The organism is Saccharicrinis aurantiacus (assembly GCF_947489045.1).
Classification (GTDB): domain Bacteria; phylum Bacteroidota; class Bacteroidia; order Bacteroidales; family Marinilabiliaceae; genus Saccharicrinis; species Saccharicrinis aurantiacus.
The window spans coordinates 758339-777560 of sequence record NZ_CANLCN010000001.1; the positions used below are offsets into that span (position 1 = coordinate 758339).

Consider the following 19222-nt stretch of genomic DNA (forward strand, 5'->3'; position numbering starts at 1 on the left):
TTCTAATCAAGTATTGATAATTAATAAGGATGAGAATCATATATTCTGCTGTATTTTTTTTGTGCATCATTTTTTACCCTGTGAGCATTCTGTCTCAAATTTCTAGTGGTGGTGCACCTTTAACAAATGGATCGGTAAAGTTTAACTCTAGTGATAATTTAAAGGTTTTGAATTATGAAACAGATTCGAAACTTAAGCAGCAGGCTATAGCTTCAATGCAGAAACATGAATCCATCACCTTCGCACATGGGTTTGAAGTTGATTATACGCCCCAGAATTCCGGGAATTGGCGTATTATTGGCAACTATAGAGTCTGGCAGTTAGAGATAACATCCCCAGGAGCATACTCAATTAATCTTATTTTTGATAGATATGTTTTGCCAAATGGAGCAAAGTTATTTTTATATAACAAAGATAGGTCGGATGTAAAAGGAGCATTTACTAGTGCTAATAATAAAAAGAATGGTGTTTTAGCTACAAGTCCTATAGTAGGGGATGCTATTATAGTTGAATATCAAGAACCACTAGATGCAGATTTTGAAGGCGAATTACTGATTGGATCTGTAAATCACGATTATGTGGGTATTTTAAAATATAACGAGAAAGTTGGATGGTTCGGTGATTCACAAAGTTGTAATGTAAACGTAAGTTGCAGTGATATTGACGGTGTGGAAGATATCAAACGCGGAGTAATGCGAATGATTATAAATGGAACAGAATATTGTACCGCCACCTTAATTAATAATACTTCCGATACTAAATTACCTTATGTAATTACAGCAGGGCATTGTTTTACAGGAGATCCATTTAACGATAAAACGGTCTTTTTATTTAATTACGAAACACCACATTGTAGTTCTGTAATTGAAGGCGATAAATCTATGGTTGTTGGTAGTTTGTCGGTTTCTGGTGCAGATATGAAATGCATTGTTACAAGTAAAGATTACGCCTTATTGGAATTATCTGAGATGCCACCAAAATCATACCGTCCTTATTTTGTAGGATGGTCTTTAGTAGATCAACCAATTGCTCCATTTGCGGCTATTCATCACCCAAATGGGGATGTGAAAAAAATAAGTACAGCACTTAATGAATTAAGTAAAACAACATTTTATTCACCACCATTTGATACAGATATGCATTGGCATGTTGAGGAATGGGACTCAGGAACTACGGAAGGAGGTTCTTCTGGTTGTGGATTATTTGATGCCAACAATCTTTTAATAGGTACTTTATCTGGAGGTGCGGCTAGTTGTGCAAACTCCGTAAACGATTATTTTGTGCGTTTCAATAGAGCTTGGGATTCGAGTACTGCACAATCTAATAAGCTGAAAACATATTTAGATCCTGATAATACAGGAGCGCAAAGTATATCAGGTATCGATCCATATGGTAATGATGCCTATGATAGGATATCAAATGTTGAATATGGTAATCTGCATGGAAATACACGACCTTCAGATGGCTTTGGATATATTACAGGGCATAATGCTACTCAAATAAAAAAATATGCAGAGAAGTTTGGGCAAATTAAGAAAGCAAATTTGAGAGGATGTTATATTATGCCATCCAAGTACGTTTCAGGCTCAAGTCAGAGTGTTAAGATTAGTGTATACACTGGTAATGAAACTCCATTAAATCTGAAATATGAAAAGGAATTTATGGTAGGTAATCTTAAATCTAATAAGGAATTATATATTGATTTTGATTCAGATATATATATCGAAGGTAATTTTTTTGTGTCGTATGAGTTAGAGTATGCTTCATCAGTTGTTGATACCTTTAGCGTATATCACACTGTTGAAGATAGGCAAACAAAGGTGTCAAATACAATGATGCTCGAGGATAATGGCGAGTGGAAGTTAGCTTCTGATTATTATGGGATTGGCAATACATCGCTATGGATTGATGCATTAGTAGATATTATCGAGTCAGGTGATACGTCAATTACTCCAACTCCCGACGGAGATGGTATTGTAGTTAAACCCAATCCGTTTACAACAAATTCAGTTCACGTATGTAGCAATGATTATTTTGTGAAGCGATATGAATTGTATAGTGTAAATGGCCAAAAACTTGATTTCGGCGAAGTTGGTTTAATGGGCTGTGATATAAAACTTGATTTCCCAGCTTTACCTTCAGGACTTTATATTCTTAAGTTATATACTGACTCTAAAACATTTTCATTAAAAATTGTAAAACAAATTAAACCTAATTAGTTGGTTTCAAATAGGGTTTTGTTGCATTAGTAATAGTTAAGAATTGTTTGAGAATGGGCATAATTGCAGATACCTTAAATCATATTGCTGTCATATTAATTTTCGGAGGATTACTGTTGCTGGCTTTTATCAAACTAACAAATCCTCAAAGTATAAACGTGCGAGCAAATAGATGGTTTGCGCTATTTCTTATCTTGTTCTCATCTTTTTGGCTCGAAGAAATCTTCCAATTTGCGGGTGTTAATGAGCCTAATATATTCGTTATGTCATTAGTGCACGGCATACAAGGATCTACGCCGTTTAGTTTTTATTTGTGTGTATGGCATTTTACCAACATCAAATTTGTATTTAAGAAACAACAGTTGATTCATTTGTTTTTGCCATGTCTGTTCATAGCATTAGTATTCTTGCGTACTTATTTTCTGTCAGATTCAGTATGGTTGAAGTTTGTACTTTTAAGCATTATTTTACTTCAAGCGTTATATTATTCCTTTGCTTCTTTTGTATTACTGCGCAAGCATCAAAAGAATATTTTAGAGTTTGCTTCTGATAATAACGATTTTAACCTTAAGTGGCTCGAGAATATAATTATTCAGGTTATCATTATAAGTGTTTTAATAGCGGTTTATAGTATCGTTGTTAATTCTGAACAGCTTAATTTATTTGCCAATAGTTTTTTGTTGTTTACAGTCTATTTTATTGGATACCATTCTTTAAAACAAAAAGAGCTTTTCCCAATTAGTGAAAAACAAAAGGATGATATTGAATTTATTATCGAAGAGGACGTTTCTGGAAATATTGAAAAAAGAAAGCTTATTGCAGATGCCGATTTACATATATATAAACAAAAGTTGAATCAACTCATGTTAGAGGATAAGGTTTATCTCGATAATGATTTAAATTTGGTAAAATTGGCTGATAGATTGTTGGTCTCTCCACATCAATTATCTTATATAATAAACGAAGGTTTTAATGAAAATTTCTTTAGTTTCATTAATAAGTATAGGGTTGATAATGCAAAGCAACTGCTGGTTGATCCAAGTAAAGATGTTAATACAATGCTTTCAATTGCATTTGATTCGGGCTTTAATTCTAAAACAGCATTTAATACTACTTTTAAAAAGCTTACGGGCTTTACGCCAAGCGAATTTCGTAAAAAGGAAAGAATCATATAAAATATTCTACAGAATTGCTTTTGCAATCTTCAGAGAGTTTTATAGTCGATTATTGTTGAGAGAATTTCGCTTGTGCTTAATCATTAAGTTGCTCTAAAAACTATCGAACCATTGTCGCTTATTTATTATAAAAAAGCATAGTTTTGTAGACTAAATATTTGCTTGGATGAAGATAATTAGCACCCCAAAGAAACTCCCTTTTATTAAAACCTATTTTAATAAGGAATTAAAACAATTGATTCCAAGTAATCATGTTATGGTTTTGCTCGATGAGCATAAGAAGTTGTTTTATAAATTTGATAATTCTGAAAGTACATTCGATTTTAATAGTTTCGAAAAAGCTGTTGCTACAGAGCATATTCCAAAATCAGTAGGTGGGTGGACTTTATGTGTACAGCGTTTTGAGGTTATTACGCGTCGTAAATATTATATGGCACTCTGTATTAAAGAACCTTACCCTATTGCAAAATCTTTTTGCGATTTACTGCAATTGCTTGCTAAGGAGGCTGTAGATGCCAATATTAATAGGTTAATCATTAATAATAATGAACAGTTTACCTTCGCCATAATGAATTCTACTCATTTTGGAGTAATGGCAGTTAATTCAAAGGGAGAAATTATATATGCAAACGATCATGCCTGTAGAACTGTAAATATTAGAAGGAGAGACTTGCTCAAAATTCCAGTTCAAGATTTGGTTACGCGTTGGGATTATGCGGTACAAGCAATTCAAGATGGAGAAATAATTCATAATGATGATTGGGTATTTACTACTCCCGAGGATTCTATCAGATTTAATGTTAGTATTTCTGCCATTAATAATGCCAAACAAAATCAAATTGGCTATGTAATTACCTTTAGACTAATTGAAAAGGTATATCAGTTGGTAAATAAATATACGGGTATGCAAGCACGTTATTCTTTTGATGATATCATAGGAAAGAGTAAAATGTTAATGCAAACCGTGGCTTATGCAAAAACAATATCAAATAGTCCATCAACCATATTAATTGAAGGGGAAAGTGGAACGGGTAAAGAAGTTTTTGCTCAGAGTATTCATAATGCATCTAACCGTAAGCATAATTCTTTTGTAGCAATTAACTGTGCTGCCTTGCCAGAGAATCTTATAGAGAGTGAATTGTTCGGATATGATGACGGTGCATATACAGGGGCGAAAAAAGGAGGACATCCTGGAAAGTTTGAGTTAGCCAATCATGGTACCATATTTCTTGACGAAATTGGGGATATGGAGCTGAATATGCAAGTTAAGCTATTAAGGGCCATTCAAGAAAGTAGTGTTACCCGTATTGGCGGGGATAAAAATATACCTATTGATGTACGTATTATAGCTGCTACGAACAAGAATTTATTAGAAGAAGTGGGTAAAGGAAATTTCCGTATGGATCTATTTTATCGTCTTAGCGTAATTCCATTGCGTATTCCGTCCTTACGTGAAAGGAAAGACGATATTCCTGTTCTAATACGTCTATTCTTAAATCAGAAAAGTGCAATGTTGCATAAGGATATGCCAATGTTAGAATATGATGCCCTTCAAAAGCTTTTAGATTATGATTGGCCCGGAAATGTTCGCGAACTTGAGAATTACGTAGAGCAGTTGGTGAACTTCGGGGGTGATATTTCTTTAGATAGCTTTAAAAATATAAAAGCCAAAAACCAACCGCATTCTGAAGACCTAGTTTCTCAACAAACTCAGCTTAATTTACCTTTAGCTGAAATGGAGAAGCACTATATTTTGAGTGTATTAAAAGCAAACAATAATAATATGTCTAAAACGGCTACGATATTAAATATAAGTAGGAATACCTTGTATTTAAAAGTAAAAAAGTATACAAAAGCCTAATTGTGTTTAATTACTTCAATAAATAATACTTTTGTTGTGTACTAATTTAGTTCATTGTACTAATTTAGTTCAATATAAAATTGATATATTGTATCTAAATAGTACGTATTTTAAAAGAGTATTTAAATTCTAAATTTACCAATATACTGTTAGTTAGTTGTTTGGTCGAATTGGCATGTGGTTTGATTAAGGAAATCGCATAAAATGGGGTAGTTGTTTATCTCAAATCCTAGAAACAAACTAAAAAGCAGATATGACTTACTTTAATAACGCAATTCAGACCAAACGTGAATTATTAACGCGAATTATTAAGTTATTAAAAGACGACGAATTAGATCAGAAGATAGATCGCATTCCTTTAGAAATGCGTCCTAAATCAAAATCACCAATACGTTGTTGTGTACATAAAGATAGGGCCGTAATTAAATACAAAACTATGGCAATGATGGGGTTTTGTGTAGATGATGAAGTAGATGAATTAACTCCTCTAAAAGATTATGCAAAAGCTGCCATAAAAAAGACTTCCTTTCCATCCGACCACTTAACTGTAGTGGATGAGGCATGTAGTTCATGTGTTCAAGTAAATTATACAGTTAGTAATTTATGCCAAGGTTGTGAGGCTCGAGCATGTCAGGTAAACTGCCCAAAAGATTCTATTCGAGTTTTAAATGGGAAAGCAATTATTGATCATCAAACTTGCGTAAACTGCGGTTTGTGCCAAAAGGCTTGTCCTTTTCATGCCATTGCATACTTGCCTGTTCCATGTGAAGAAGCTTGCCCCGTAAAGGCAATTAAGAAAAATGAGGAAGGTATTGAAGTTATTGATGCATCAAAATGTATTTATTGTGGTAAGTGTATGACTTCATGCCCATTTGGTGCTATTATGGAGCGTTCACAGGTTTTACAAATTGCTCACGGTTTAAAGGATAAGCAAGAAATGGTTGCAATGGTTGCTCCGGCAATTTTCGGTCAGTTTAAAACGGCACCAGAGCAATTAATGGGAGCCCTGAAAGCTATTGGGTTTACTCATGTAATGGAGGTTGCTGAAGGTGCTGATGTAACAGCAAAGAATGAAACTGCTGAGTGGATTGATTTTGTGCAAAGAAACGAGCCGTTCTTAACATCATCATGTTGTCCATCATATTTTTTATTAACCGATAAGCATTTGCCTGAGATTAAACCTATGGTTTCACACACGCAAACGCCTATGTATTATACCGCCGAAATTGCGGCTCAAAGGTATCCTAATGCGAAACGTGTTTTTATTGGACCATGTTTAGCTAAAAGGCAAGAGGCAGAAAACTCGGGCATCGTTGAGTTTGTGTTAACCTTTGAAGAGTTGCACTCATTTTTTATGGCTTATGATATCAATCTTGAACAAGCAAGCGATGAGTTATTAGCAACTAGCATTTCTGCTGAAGCTCGTGGTTTTGCCCTAAGTGGAGGAGTTGCAGAGGCAATTCGTAGTTCCATTCCAAACGGTTATGCATTCAAAGAGTATTTAGTAGATGGTTTAAATAAGAAGAGTATCAAGCTTATGAAAGCTTTTACTAAAAAAACGCCTGATTATAATTTTGTTGAAGTAATGGGATGTGAAGGGGGCTGTATGAATGGTCCGGGTAATATTACCCCGTTTAAAGCTGGAGCTGCCACGCTTAAGAAAATGATTGCAGATCAAGAAGCCCTAAAAGCTTCTATTTAGATATTATGTAACTATTCAAGATATAATAGAATTTTTACCAAACCATACTTAATAAATAACGGTAAATAAAATGGGGTATCATCTGATACCCCATTTTATATTTGTAGCTCTTCTATTATTTATGAGGAGGCTCCCATATAAGCCTTAAAAACATACTAAATCCTTGTTCTTTTCTTTCAACGGGTATTCCTGTTACAATACCAACCATCAGTTCTTCGTTTAAGGAAACGCGCATTTGAGGGCGAACTGTACAATCTATTCCCTCACTATTTGCATAATTATTTACTTCAACTCCAACAAAATTAGAGGTGTTCGGTATCATATAATGGAAATTGGCATGAAACTCGTAGTCAAAATCCCAATGATTGCTATTAAAATGTTGTGTAATTATAGGTCCTGTATAAAGCAGTGTATGCAAGCTATTCGCAAACTTTTTGGCAGCTACAAAAAACGGGTTGTATACCATGCCTGGTACCGTAGGGTTACCCCAATCTCTGAACGAACTAAACTCAAACTCGTGCATATATCCTATGGCCATTGAGGTGTGGTACTTCTCAGATACTAAAAATGTATATTGTGTGGCCAGTTTTAAACTTTCTAGTTTATTGCTAGGTAACGAATCGTTGGATATCCCGGTTATCGGACTGTAAAAGGTAAACGGAAGCTCAACTTCAAAACCTAAGCGGTCAATTGCCGCCCATTCGTATTCAACTAAAAATTCATGACTATCAAAGGTTTTGTTATCAAAGGTACCTACCCCAACATTCCATTCCTTTTCGCCTTTATGTGCCCCCAAATCTCTTATTAAATCAATGTATAGGGGTTCTGCATGTTCTAGTTTGAGAGGTTCTTGGTCTGATTTGATTCTTGTGAAAAGGCATTAATACTTGATAGAATAACTGACAGAGCCAGTAAGTTTAATTTCATATAGGAAGTTATTTGATGTTACATAACGCAAATATACATTGTATTGCAATGCTGCACAATATTGGAGGAGTGAAAATATTTCGGTTTATTAGAGTTATATTTTTTTTGCAACAATAATTGTACATGTCCGTATAGATTTCTTTATTTACAATGCTTAACAATTAATTAAGGTTGATAATTAGTGCTATGAATATAAAGAGGACATTCGATATCCTAAGCCACCTAGAAAAAAATCATAATAAACCCGATATACTTTGCTCAAAACAAAACGGAAAATGGAATGCTTATAGTGTTTCAGATTATAGGCAGAATGCGGAATTTTTTGCGCTAGGTTTATTGGCATTAGGCTATAAAAAGGGAGATAAGATTGCAACCGTATCCAACAATCGACCTGAATGGAATTTTGTAGATATGGGTATGAGTATGATTGGAGTTATTCATGTACCCGTATATCCAACTATTAGCGAAGAGGAATTTACGCATATATTTACCCATTCCGAGGTTCGTTTAGTTATTGTATCAGATCTAGCCTTGCATAAAAAGCTTGAACCCCTTACAAAACCAATTGATTCTGTTGAAGCTGTATATACCTTTAATACTATAAAAGGGGCGAATCATTGGCATAAAATCATGGATTTAGGAAAAGCTAATAAATCGGAGTTTCAGAACAAACTTGTTGAAAGAAGGGATTCGATTGTTTCAGATGATGTTGCCTCTATTATTTATACATCAGGAACTACAGGAATGCCTAAAGGGGTGATGCTTACGCATGATAATTTCATGAGTAATGTGCAAGGAGTTTATGATTTATATCCCTTGAGTGAGAATTCTCGTACACTTAGCTTTTTGCCATTGTGCCATGTTTTTGAGCGCATGGTAAATTACTTAATGCAGGTAAAAGCCTGTAGTATTTATTATGCTGAGAATCTGGGAACCATTGCTGCAGATTTGGCTTCTGTTAAAGCTAATGCATTTGTTACTGTTCCGCGCGTAATTGAGCGTATTTATGATAGAATTGTATCTAAGGGAGAAGATTTATCCGGAATAAAAAAGACTATATTCTTTTGGTCGATGAAACTAGGTGAGAAGTATAATAGTCGTAATGATAACGGATTTATATATAAGTTAAGGTTAAAGTTAGCACGTAAGTTAGTTTTTAGTCAATGGCAAAAAAGCTTCGGAGGAGAACTTGATTTTGTAATTTCAGGTGGGGCAGCTTTACAGCCTCGATTGAGCAGATTGTTTATAGCTGCAGGTATTGATTTAATGGAAGGCTATGGTTTAACAGAAACGGCACCTGTTATTGCTGCTAATCATCTTTCGGAACCGGATAATCTTTTAATAGGTAGTGTTGGGCCAGTTATTAATAATGTTGAAGTTAAAATAGATAAGGATGGAGAGATCCTTGTAAAAGGTCCGAATATAATGAAGGGCTATTACAAGGAGCCTGAGTTAACAAAGGAAGTAATTGATAACGAAGGATGGTTTCATACGGGAGATATTGGGACTTTGGTCGATAATAAATTCCTGAAGATTACAGATCGTAAAAAGGAGATGTTTAAAACATCAAGTGGCAAGTATGTGGCACCTCAGCCAATAGAAAATTTACTGAAGGAATCAGATTATATTGAACAAGCCATGGTAGTGGGCGAGAGTGAAAAGTTTGCGAGTGCCCTATTGTCTCCCAATTTTGATTATTTGCATAAGTGGGCGCACGATCATAAAATACACTATCGCGATAATAAAGAATTGATAAAAAATAAGGAACTCTTAAAAGTGTTTCAAAAGGAAGTTGCTAAAGCCAATAAGCAGATAGGGCAGCACGAGCAAATAAAGCGTTTTAGAGTGGTTTATGAACCATGGACCTCAGCTAGCGGTGAGTTATCAGCTACATTAAAGTTGAAGCGAAGAGTTTTGTATAATAAGTACGCTGATTTACTCCGTAAAATATATGCTTATGAATCTGATGAGGAGAATAAAGGTTCAATCAGTTTTAATTAAAAGGGATATAGATAGTTGGTGCTTTGCCCCTACTGTAAGTGGCAATACTTCCTTCATAATGTCTGATGGTATATCCTATTGTGGCTGTTTATTCAAACAGAGAAACAGCCACAATAGTATCTAAAAGTTTTGCAAATATTCTACTAAAACTACCTCTCTACGTAAGTCCATTTTTTTCCGTAATCGACTTCGGCTCGTGTTTAAGCCTTCAACCCCTACACCCATAATTTGGGCCATTTCTTTACTTGAGAACCCAAGTTTAATAAAGGCACATATTTTTAAATCGGTTGCAGTCAAGTTAGGAAACTGCAGCTTTAATTTGGCATAATACGATGTATTAACGGCTGTAAAGTGAGTATTAAACTCTTCCCACTTTTGGCTTTTATTTGTGCCTAGTGTTTTTACTATTTGCTTTATTATTTGCGCATTCTCATCTTTAACACTAATCGATTCTAATTTTTTCTTTATTTCCTCTTGTTGCGTATCGCGTTCTAATAATTGTAGTGCTGAGGATAAAAGCTCCTTGTTTTTAATTTCAAGTATTTCGGTCTGTTTCTGAGCTTCAAATGCTCGGCTAATTTTTTGTTGTTTGTTTCTTCTCCTAAAAAACACGATTGCTATTATCAGTAGGAATATAAATAAACCAGAAGTACTCAGCATTTGTAGCAGCCAGTATTGTTTCTCTTGTTGTAGTATCTTTAGTTGTTGTTTATCCAAAGAAGCCTCATTCTCTTTTAATTTAGTTTTATAAGCATCCTTAATCTCAAACAACTTTTTGTTCTGTTCACTTGTGCTGCTAAATACTAATTCGTTTAGGTTCTTAGCAGCTTTCAGGTAATCGTATGCCTCACTAAAGTTCCCATTTTGTTGGTATAAGTCAGATAAGTTTTGTAGAATCTTAACCTTGTTTGAAATATGGGCATTGTGTTTATCAATTGCGTTTATGGCCTTTTTATAGTATGAAATTGCTAATGTATCATTATTCAATTTCTGATGATATCGGCCAAGGTATTCGTAGAGCAAGCATTTTATGGCACTGTTTTTATTCAGATGCTTGCTTTCAATGGAGCTGAGTATTTTATAGGCTTCATCCAACTTATCCATAGTAATGTAAAGTTGTGCCAAATGTAAACTGGTGTAATCTATTTTATGCCTTCCTAATTTGTGCTCGGTAAAGGTTTTTATACAATCTAGTATTAAATTTTCAGCCTCTATAAATTGTTTGGTATTTTCGCTAATACTCCATGCCTTTTGTGATTTAATCTGAGCTTGTAAAATTTGCTGTTTCGCAGTGTCAGCAATACCATTTGCTACAATTGAATGTGTATTTTTTATTAAAGTATCGGCCTTATTGTATTGCTCATAAATAAGATAAAGAGTAATTATTTTAAGATTAAGGTCAATTCTCTCGTTAATATAACTGTCGCTTTCTAAATAGGGTTGTAACGACCAAGCTATATCGTATGCTGTTTGATATTTTGCCAGCCCTGAGTTAATACCCATTTGCCTTAGTTTAATATCAGCAATTGTATTCGTGTCATTTATTTGCTCAAAGTATTTTATGCTCTTGTTGTAAAGTATTAATGCTTTTTCTGGGTTTTTATATTGCGTTAACTTTCCTTCTTTATAAAAGCTAACGGCATTAATATCATTGGCCAAAACAAGGTTTGTTATGAAATTGAGCAGAACTACTACTGAAAGTTTAAATGTGAGCTGTGTAATATGCATCGTTTTATAAACTGCTGTTTTATAGTGTTTAGTATTTGTGATGTTAAGGGTTTGCTAATATAATAATTCAAAAATTAAAAGGCTTGCTATGTTTAAACTAACATAAAATATTTGAGGTTTCATTACTCATCTTGCATCTTTATCAAAAATGAAATCTAAATTAATAATGATGAGATTACAAAAATTAGCAATGAGTTTTATTGTTGTGCTTACAACGCTTTTGGTGGCATGCCAGAATAATAAAGTAGAAGAAATTAAACATCCGTTTGCCACTGCAGAAACTGATAAAATAGTTGATGCGCTTATGGATGAAATGACATTAGAAGAGAAATTAGTACAAATAGAAGGTATCAGACCTACCAAAGTTATGGAGGATGGTAAATTCTCAATAGAAAAAGCCAGAGAAGTAATCCCAGATGGAATTGGTCACTTTTGTCAGTTTTCATCTTCGCTTACCATGAGTCCAAACGAATTGCGCGATTTTGTTAGAGAGGTGCAAAACTATTTATTAACGGAAACCCGAACTCAAATACCTGCGATATTTCACGAGGAAGCCATAACGGGTTTTGCTACTTTAGGAGCCACTACTTTTCCTCAGCAAATTGGAATGGGCTGTACTTGGAATCCGGAATTAATAGAAAAGAATGCCAATACAACTCGTTTAAATATGCGTGCTGCAGGAGCAACATTTGCCTTGTCGCCAATGCTCGATATTAGCAGAACAGCACATTGGGAACGTATTGAAGAGAGTTATGGTGAGGATGCTTATTTAACTTCTCGTTTAGGCGTTGCCTTTGTAAATGGCCTTCAAGGCGATGATTTAAAAACGGGGGTAGCTGCCACAACAAAGCATTTTGCAGGATATGGAACTCAGAATAATAATCCGAAAGAATTATACGAAGAGTATATAATGCCTCACGAAGCGGCTATTAAGGTGGCGGGTTCAAAAAGTGTGATGCCATCTTATGGAAAATATAAAGGCGAAGCAGTTTCCATAAGTAAAGAAATGTTGGGCACCATGCTGCGCGATGAATTGAAATTTGATGGAGTTGTGGTAAGTGATTATGGCGCTGTTCGTCTTGTTTATCGTGGTCATAAGCAGGCGGAGTCGCTTATGGATGCTGCAGTAAAGTCTATTGAAGCAGGTATAGATATTGAATTGTCAAACCCTGATGCATTTCCATTTTTGGTTGAGGCAGTGGAAAAGGGTATCATTTCTATGGATGTGATTAACGCTGCCGTAAAGCGATCTCTTACCATGAAGGCGAGATTAGGTTTACTGGATGAAAATCCGCAAATAGGATTTGATGGTGACCTAGATTTTGATCCTCCTGCTAACAGAAAATTAGCCTATGAATCGGCTTGTCAATCAATTGTATTATTAAAGAATAACGGAATTCTTCCTTTGCAAAAGGGTATCGATAATATTGCTTTAGTGGGGCCTAATGCTGCTACTGTGCAGGGTTTATTGGGCGATTACACTTATCAATCCATGACTTCGTTTTGGTGGAGTAAGCCTTTCGATCCAAATAATCCTAAATTGGTAAGCCTTAAAGAAGGTTTAGAAAATAGCTTAGGTGCCAAAGTGAAAATAGCCCACGAGCGCGGATGTGATTGGAGTGCCGAATTGGAATCAAAAGTGATGACCGATGGTTTAGGAGATGATAGATTGAGTAGGGTAAAAATGCTTGCAATTAAAGGATTGCCGCAGCCAGACTTGAAAAATGCCATTAACATTGCCAATCAAAGCGATGTGATTGTGGCTGCCATGGGCGAAAATATTTACCTGTGTGGTGAGGGACGTCAGCGCAAAGGAATTAGTCTGGCAGGAGATCAGGAGTTGTTTGTTGAAAAAATGATTGCCACAGGAAAGCCTGTTGTATTGGTTATTTTTGGTGGAAGACAGCAGTTGGTGAATAAGTTTGAGGGTAAATGTGCCGCTATTTTGCAAGCTTGGTTCCCTGGCGAAGAAGGTGGAAATGCTGTGGTAGATATTCTTACCGGTAAGGTAAATCCTTCGGCTAAACTTTGCGTTACTTATCCTAGTACCGGAAAAAAACAAGAGATCAACTATAAAAATGGCTATGCCTCCGATAATCAACCTCAATATCCTTTTGGTTATGGATTGTCTTATACTAGTTATGCTTACGCAGGAATTACTGCTCCAACACAAGTTGGCATAAATGACGCACGTTTTTCTATTACATGTAGTGTGAAAAATACGGGAAAGATAGATGGAACAGAGATTGTACAATTGTACGTTTCGCCAAAAGAGGCCAATTTAACTATGAAGCCAATTCAATTAAAGGGTTTCCAAAGGGTGGAGCTAAAAGCAGGAGAACAAAAACTGATTACATTTAATGTTTCTCCAGAGCAATTGGTTCAGTATAAAAATGGAACATGGGAAGTTGAAGCAGGAAACTACGAGTTTAAAATTGGGAGTTCGTGTACCGATATTCATCTGAGCGCCGATATTCTAATAAAGGGTACCAATAAGGTATTACCAAATGGCCGTTCTGTTTTCTTCTCTACCAATCAATAAAAGATATATGAGATAAACTGAATTTCCGCAAGGTGTATTTCAGTAAAAATATGTCTTGCGGATTTTCTGTAAGTTATATTTGAACTGATATGTACTGCAACTATATTTAAGTGATGTGAATCAAGGGTTAAAAAGCATTTATTTAAAGCGCCTCGTTTTATTGGCCTCATTTTTAAATAGCTTTTGTTTGTGATAAAACTTTAGTAAGACTGGGAAGCAGAGAGCTTTGCTCGATGATCACCCAGCCGCACTTAAGTTTTAGCATAATAAAAAGGCTATTTAAAAAGCAGCCTTGATTTTCTTTGCTTACTTTCTTTTATCAAGAAAAGAAATGTAAGTCAGGGTTTAAGGGATGAAATCCCTTAGTGTTAACTAATACGCTCAACTCTTGATTCGCATAAGCAATTAAAAATACTATAACTATATAATCATGAGAAACTATCTAATATCCATTTGTGTTTTGATACTTTCAGGTTTCAGCCTGAGTGCCCAAGATGTAGAACGACCTTTGCCCCAAGGTTGGGATGAACTTGTTACTGGTGGGCGTTTTATCGATCGCTTTAAAGCGATGCCATCTACCTGCAAGCCAAGTAGCGAAACCTGGGGTGCCGATGCTGTTAAGCCTCGCATTATATGTAATGGTTTAGAAGATGATGCTTGGTCGTATTGGGGCGGCAATATTGTTAAAGGCAACGATGGGAAATTTCATTTATTCGTTTGTCGCTGGCGCGAGGATTCCCCTAAGGGACACATGCAATGGCCATCTTCGCAAGTTGTACATGCTATTTGTGACAATACTATTGGGCCTTTTCAGGTTGTGGATTCAATAGGCAAAGGGCATAACCCCGAAATTCAACAGCTTAGTGATGGACGCTATTTTATTTATGTTAACGATTTTGCTGGCGATGCTTATTATTTATCCAACTCATTATACGGCCCTTGGGAAAAATATGCCTTTGAATACGATCAGCGGGGGCGACCGATATTTGATCACATGGCAAACCTTACTTTTGCCAAGCGCGAAGATGGTTCCTTTTTAATGGTTTGCCGTGGAGGTGGTATCTGGATTAGCGAAACCGGTTTGCCTCCATATTATCAGGTAAGCGAAAAAAGTGCTTATCCTCCTTTTGAAGGAAAATACGAAGATCCGGTTGTTTGGCGCACCAATATTCAATACCATATGATTGTAAACGATTGGTTAGGACGAATAGCTTACTATCTGCGCTCAAAGGATGGTATTCATTGGAAACTTGATGAGGGAGAAGCCTATGCGCCCGGTATTGCTTTCCATGAAAATGGTATAAAAGAAGATTGGTATAAATTTGAGCGGATTAAAATGTTTCAAGATGAATATGGAAGAGCCACGCAGGCCAACTTTGCGGTTTGCGATACCATTAAAAAGCAAGATAAGGGGAGTGATAATCATAGCTCAAAGAACATCAGCATCCCTTTAACTGTGGGTCGTTTAATTAGCATTTTAGATACTGATACGATTAACGATGATACCAAAACTATTGATGTTTTAGTAAAGGCTGAGGACGTTTTTAATCCGCATAAAGATATCAACCTGAAGTCGCTTCGTTTTGGGGCTTCTGAAGAAGTAGATTATGGAAGAGGAGCCAAAGTTAAAGCCACACGCAAGCAAGGTGATGACCTAGTTATAACCTTTGAAGCCAAGGGTAATGGACTTACAGAAGCTAACTTTGTAGCCAAGTTATTGGGAAAAACCAGGCGAGGTGATTTATTGTTTGGCTTTGCTCGTTTGCCTTGGTTAAATTATAATCAGGCTGCCCTTTCGGCCTCTTATCCTACATTTTCATTAAACTCTAAAAAATTGAAAGTAGATATTGAGCTTCAGAATTTCGGACAAGTAAAGTCTGAGAATTCTAAGTTATTGATAGAGGTATTTAAGGATGGTAAATGGATTAAGTTAGGCGAATCAGTTATTGCTTCAATAGCACCCTATCAAAAAAGTACCATCACTCTGCACAAAAGTAAATTTGCCAATAGGGGCGAGGTGGCAAATACCAGAGTTACCATATTCCAAAATAATCAGCCACCCGTAATTTTAGAGGGCAAAGTGGTTATTCGTTAATAAACTTTTTCAAAGGTGAATTGTGCCAAAAACAATTCACCTTTAAATTAAAAGGATTGATGAATATTATTGAGTCATTCCCTCTTTCATTATAGCAAAATACTTGCGGTCGTTCGGTATAGCATTCGCTATGTTCTTTAATTAGGCTCCTAGCTTACATATACGGATGGCTTTTGCCTAGTATTCTACATCAATCCCTACAGTTTAGTATCAATGTAAATAGAACATAAGCGCTTGTATATAAATTTAAATTATCTATTTTCATTGGCCAATTATAAACCTACTGCAATATAAAAGGTGTGTATATAAAATATACAATGGTTTTGAACAGGGAGTAGGTGAGCCATTTAAAATAGATTAGAGGCTAAAGGCTTGAGAAGAACAACGAAGCCAGACATAATTATTAAAACCAAGTATCACCTATAAACTAATAATGAAAACGATTTTATTCTTTCTTTTCATCCCATTTGTGCTCATTGCACAGAAAACTGATTTTCTTATAAATCAAGGGAGTCTTTTGCCAAATGAGTATTACGAGGAATTGCCTTTTGAATTTTTGAAAGGTCAAATTATAATAAACGTATCGATTGAGGGAAAAACCTATCGGTTTTCATTGGATACTGGAGCTCCAACCTCTGTTTCAAATAATTTGTATAAAAAACTCAGCACATCGAAAATTGGAAAATTAGAAATATTTGATGCGAACAATGAAAAAGATAGCATTAATGTTATTTCCTTGAAATCGCTAAAAATAGGGGATATAACAATTAAGAATACCCCTGCTCTAGTATTAGATAGTGATAATTTATTATTTAAGTGCTTAGACATAGATGGTAATATTGGAAGTAATTCATTAAGAAATTCTGTTGTCCAATTTGATTATCCAAACAGGAAGGTAAGAATTACTAATAAGGTAAAAAATCTAAATTTGGAGCGAAAGAGTTCTCAAAGAATGGTATTAACTTCAAATCAGAGCTGCCCTTTATTTTGGATCAGGCTTGTTGGAGATGATAAGTACAAGTTGCAATTGTTATTTGATACAGGAATGGAAGGTTTGTTAGACATTTCTTTACGTCACTTTTCAACTCTTAATAACTTAGAAGTATTTACAAAAGTAAAGAGTGCATCAGGGAATAATAGTATTGGACTTTTTGGAATTACTAAAGACACATTACATTACCAATTTCAAATTGACAGGTTCAGGTTTGGTAATATGGAATTAAAAAATGCAACTGCAAAAACTACAAAGTCCCCAAGTTCAAGAATTGGCACTGATATTTTGAAGTATGCAGTTGTAACTTTAGATTATAAAAAAGAAAGAATCTATTTCACTCCTATTAAAAGTGATTCACAAAATGCCTATAAAGCTAAATTTCCAATAGATCCGAATTATAAAAATGGAAAGTATCAAGTGGGTTTTGTTTGGTCACCTGATAAGGTGCCGAATATTCATGCAGGAGATGAAATATTATTTGTGAATGATATTTCTTGTCAAGAAAAAAGCATTTGTGAATTATTATTACTTATGGCCAGCATCGATGAAAATAAAATAGAAATAGTAACAAAAGGTAAGGACGAAAAGCAATATATTTCAACAATAATGAAGGAATAACTAGCCCCCTCAGCTAAGTAACAAAGTATAAGTTCGGCATAACGTCTCGCTATGTCGTATTTGGCAAGGCTTCTTGCTTCAGTTTTGTACAAATCTTATAATGCAACATTTTTATTTAGTTGGGCAGAGACCTGATTACAACATCGAAGGGAGACGCTTCGCTGAGCGAGGGTGAAGCAAGAAGTAAAACAAAGCGCCTAGCCGTCCCGCGGCACGAAGGAATCTCAAGGCGCAACAATAAATAAGACAAACCAAAAGTAAAAATACAGGCATTGCAGCTAAGCTTGAGATCGCTTCCTTAGTCGCGGGAGTCACGCTCGCTATATAAAGCCACTTCAATGTTTGCTTTGCTTCGGGTATAGGTAGGCATTGCTCCATGCTTGGTAAGTGATTGCTTGATGCCTGGTAAGGCTTGCTCCGGGATAGGGTAAGGCTTGCTTGGGGTATAGGTAAGCCTTGCTTTGGGCTTGGTGAGCTATGCTCGGGGTATGGGTAGGCTTGCCCGACCTATACTTATTGGCTTCCGTAAAAATAAATAGCTTACAGATATTTGGCGTTTATTTCCGCATTGTTCAAATTGAAATTAGAGACTTATCGAATTTTGAGAAAGGATTAGTTTACTGATATCTATCTAAAACCGATCCTTAAAAAAGGCCAAAGCTAAAATAGCACCAATGGCTACTTTAACTTGCCAATAGGGAATAGCTATTCCAATTATCGCCAATATTATTATGGCTTTAATCAATTTGTTAGCACGTTTTTCACCCTTGGGTTTAAATTCGATGAGTTGTAAATTACGATTCTCCATATCCAATAGAAAAACACCATCGTTTTCAACCACATAATCATACTCTAACAATTGCCTGCGGGTATTTCGGTTACGCACACTAATGGCCGAAGTACCACTTTTAACTTCAACAATATATTTTTTGCCCTTCTTTTTTACAATATAGTCGGGTTCAATTTCCGAAGTATAGGTAACTCCATCCACGCGGTATTTATGTTGGTAGGTGCTTTGATAATCTACCACCGTATATCCTTTGCTTTTCAGAAAAGACTTGGCTTGCAGTTCGAGTTTGTTCCCTCGTTCGAAGCGTTTTTTTACCTTTCTTTCCTTTAGGAACGCAATGGTTTTATAGCGCAGTAATAAAAATATAAGGACTACAATAATGATAGCCAGAATGGAAAATACAATATGGTTTTGATTGCTAAAGTCAAATGATGTCATGCTGCTAAAGTAAGTATTATTCGTAAAAAAGCCCATTGCTTTTGTGTTGCAATGGGCTTAGTTTATTTTATGCTGTACAATAGCAAGTATCAAGTAATTTAACGGCAAGGGAGTAAGTCAATTTATAACTTA

At 35.4% G+C, this 19222-nt stretch carries 11 protein-coding genes; 8 read left to right on the plus strand and 3 right to left on the minus strand.

The features are described 5' to 3' along the window. Nucleotides 1-80: 80 nt before the first annotated feature. The 4 genes from QMO11_RS02775 (at nt 81) to QMO11_RS02790 (ending at nt 6957) form a co-directional block, all read left to right on the plus strand. Complete coding sequence (locus QMO11_RS02775) at nt 81-2219, plus strand: T9SS type A sorting domain-containing protein (RefSeq protein WP_282035928.1); 2139 nt, start codon at nt 81-83, stop codon at nt 2217-2219. Between the two features lie 53 nt (nt 2220-2272). After that, nucleotides 2273-3394, plus strand: a complete 1122-nt coding sequence (locus tag QMO11_RS02780) for a helix-turn-helix domain-containing protein (protein WP_282035929.1) — start codon at nt 2273-2275, stop codon at nt 3392-3394. Nucleotides 3395-3560: 166 nt separating this feature from the next. After that, a complete protein-coding gene (locus QMO11_RS02785) occupies nt 3561-5255 on the plus strand; it encodes a sigma-54 interaction domain-containing protein (RefSeq protein WP_282035930.1) in 1695 nt (564 codons plus the stop codon). 253 nt (nt 5256-5508) lie between these two features. Continuing rightward, nucleotides 5509-6957, plus strand: coding sequence for a monomeric [FeFe] hydrogenase (locus QMO11_RS02790; RefSeq protein WP_282035931.1), 1449 nt, complete (start codon nt 5509-5511; stop codon nt 6955-6957). Nucleotides 6958-7072: 115 nt separating this feature from the next. On the opposite strand, the gene QMO11_RS02795 is transcribed toward QMO11_RS02790, so the two are convergent. Continuing rightward, the gene (locus QMO11_RS02795; protein WP_282036008.1) at nt 7073-7822 is read right to left on the minus strand and encodes an HAEPLYID family protein; all 750 of its coding nucleotides are present in this window, start codon (nt 7820-7822) and stop codon (nt 7073-7075) included. 248 nt (nt 7823-8070) lie between these two features. Here QMO11_RS02795 and QMO11_RS02800 point away from each other — a divergent pair, with 248 nt between their 5' ends. Beyond that, entirely contained in the window at nt 8071-9885 is a 1815-nt protein-coding gene (locus QMO11_RS02800) for an AMP-dependent synthetase/ligase (RefSeq protein ID WP_282035932.1), read from the plus strand. Nucleotides 9886-10005: 120 nt separating this feature from the next. On the opposite strand, the gene QMO11_RS02805 is transcribed toward QMO11_RS02800, so the two are convergent. Continuing rightward, a complete protein-coding gene (locus QMO11_RS02805) occupies nt 10006-11613 on the minus strand; it encodes a hypothetical protein (RefSeq protein WP_282035933.1) in 1608 nt (535 codons plus the stop codon). 169 nt (nt 11614-11782) lie between these two features. On the opposite strand from QMO11_RS02805, the gene QMO11_RS02810 reads away from it, so the two are divergent. The 3 genes from QMO11_RS02810 to QMO11_RS02820 all read left to right on the plus strand — a co-directional run bounded on the left by QMO11_RS02810 (nt 11783) and on the right by QMO11_RS02820 (nt 17862). Continuing rightward, nucleotides 11783-14155: a glycoside hydrolase family 3 N-terminal domain-containing protein gene (locus QMO11_RS02810; protein WP_282035934.1), complete on the plus strand. Its 2373-nt coding sequence runs from the start codon at nt 11783-11785 to the stop codon at nt 14153-14155. A 430-nt stretch (nt 14156-14585) separates the two neighbouring features. Further along, entirely contained in the window at nt 14586-16250 is a 1665-nt protein-coding gene (locus QMO11_RS02815; protein ID WP_282035935.1) for a glycoside hydrolase family protein, read from the plus strand. 433 nt (nt 16251-16683) lie between these two features. Then, nucleotides 16684-17862: a retropepsin-like aspartic protease gene (locus tag QMO11_RS02820; RefSeq protein ID WP_282035936.1), complete on the plus strand. Its 1179-nt coding sequence runs from the start codon at nt 16684-16686 to the stop codon at nt 17860-17862. A 631-nt stretch (nt 17863-18493) separates the two neighbouring features. Here the strand turns inward: QMO11_RS02820 and QMO11_RS02825 are convergent. Beyond that, the gene (locus QMO11_RS02825) at nt 18494-19090 is read right to left on the minus strand and encodes a hypothetical protein (RefSeq protein WP_282035937.1); all 597 of its coding nucleotides are present in this window, start codon (nt 19088-19090) and stop codon (nt 18494-18496) included. Nucleotides 19091-19222: the final 132 nt, after the last annotated feature.

Coding starts and splice junctions, on each gene's coding strand:
- QMO11_RS02810 (WP_282035934.1), top strand. CDS start 11,783: ATGAGATTACAAAAATTAGCAATGAGTTTTATTGTTGTGCTTACAACG.
- QMO11_RS02805 (WP_282035933.1), bottom strand. CDS start 11,613: ATGCATATTACACAGCTCACATTTAAACTTTCAGTAGTAGTTCTGCTC.
- QMO11_RS02790 (WP_282035931.1), top strand. CDS start 5,509: ATGACTTACTTTAATAACGCAATTCAGACCAAACGTGAATTATTAACG.
- QMO11_RS02800 (WP_282035932.1), top strand. CDS start 8,071: ATGAATATAAAGAGGACATTCGATATCCTAAGCCACCTAGAAAAAAAT.
- QMO11_RS02785 (WP_282035930.1), top strand. CDS start 3,561: ATGAAGATAATTAGCACCCCAAAGAAACTCCCTTTTATTAAAACCTAT.
- QMO11_RS02780 (WP_282035929.1), top strand. CDS start 2,273: ATGGGCATAATTGCAGATACCTTAAATCATATTGCTGTCATATTAATT.
- QMO11_RS02815 (WP_282035935.1), top strand. CDS start 14,586: ATGAGAAACTATCTAATATCCATTTGTGTTTTGATACTTTCAGGTTTC.
- QMO11_RS02820 (WP_282035936.1), top strand. CDS start 16,684: ATGAAAACGATTTTATTCTTTCTTTTCATCCCATTTGTGCTCATTGCA.
- QMO11_RS02825 (WP_282035937.1), bottom strand. CDS start 19,090: ATGACATCATTTGACTTTAGCAATCAAAACCATATTGTATTTTCCATT.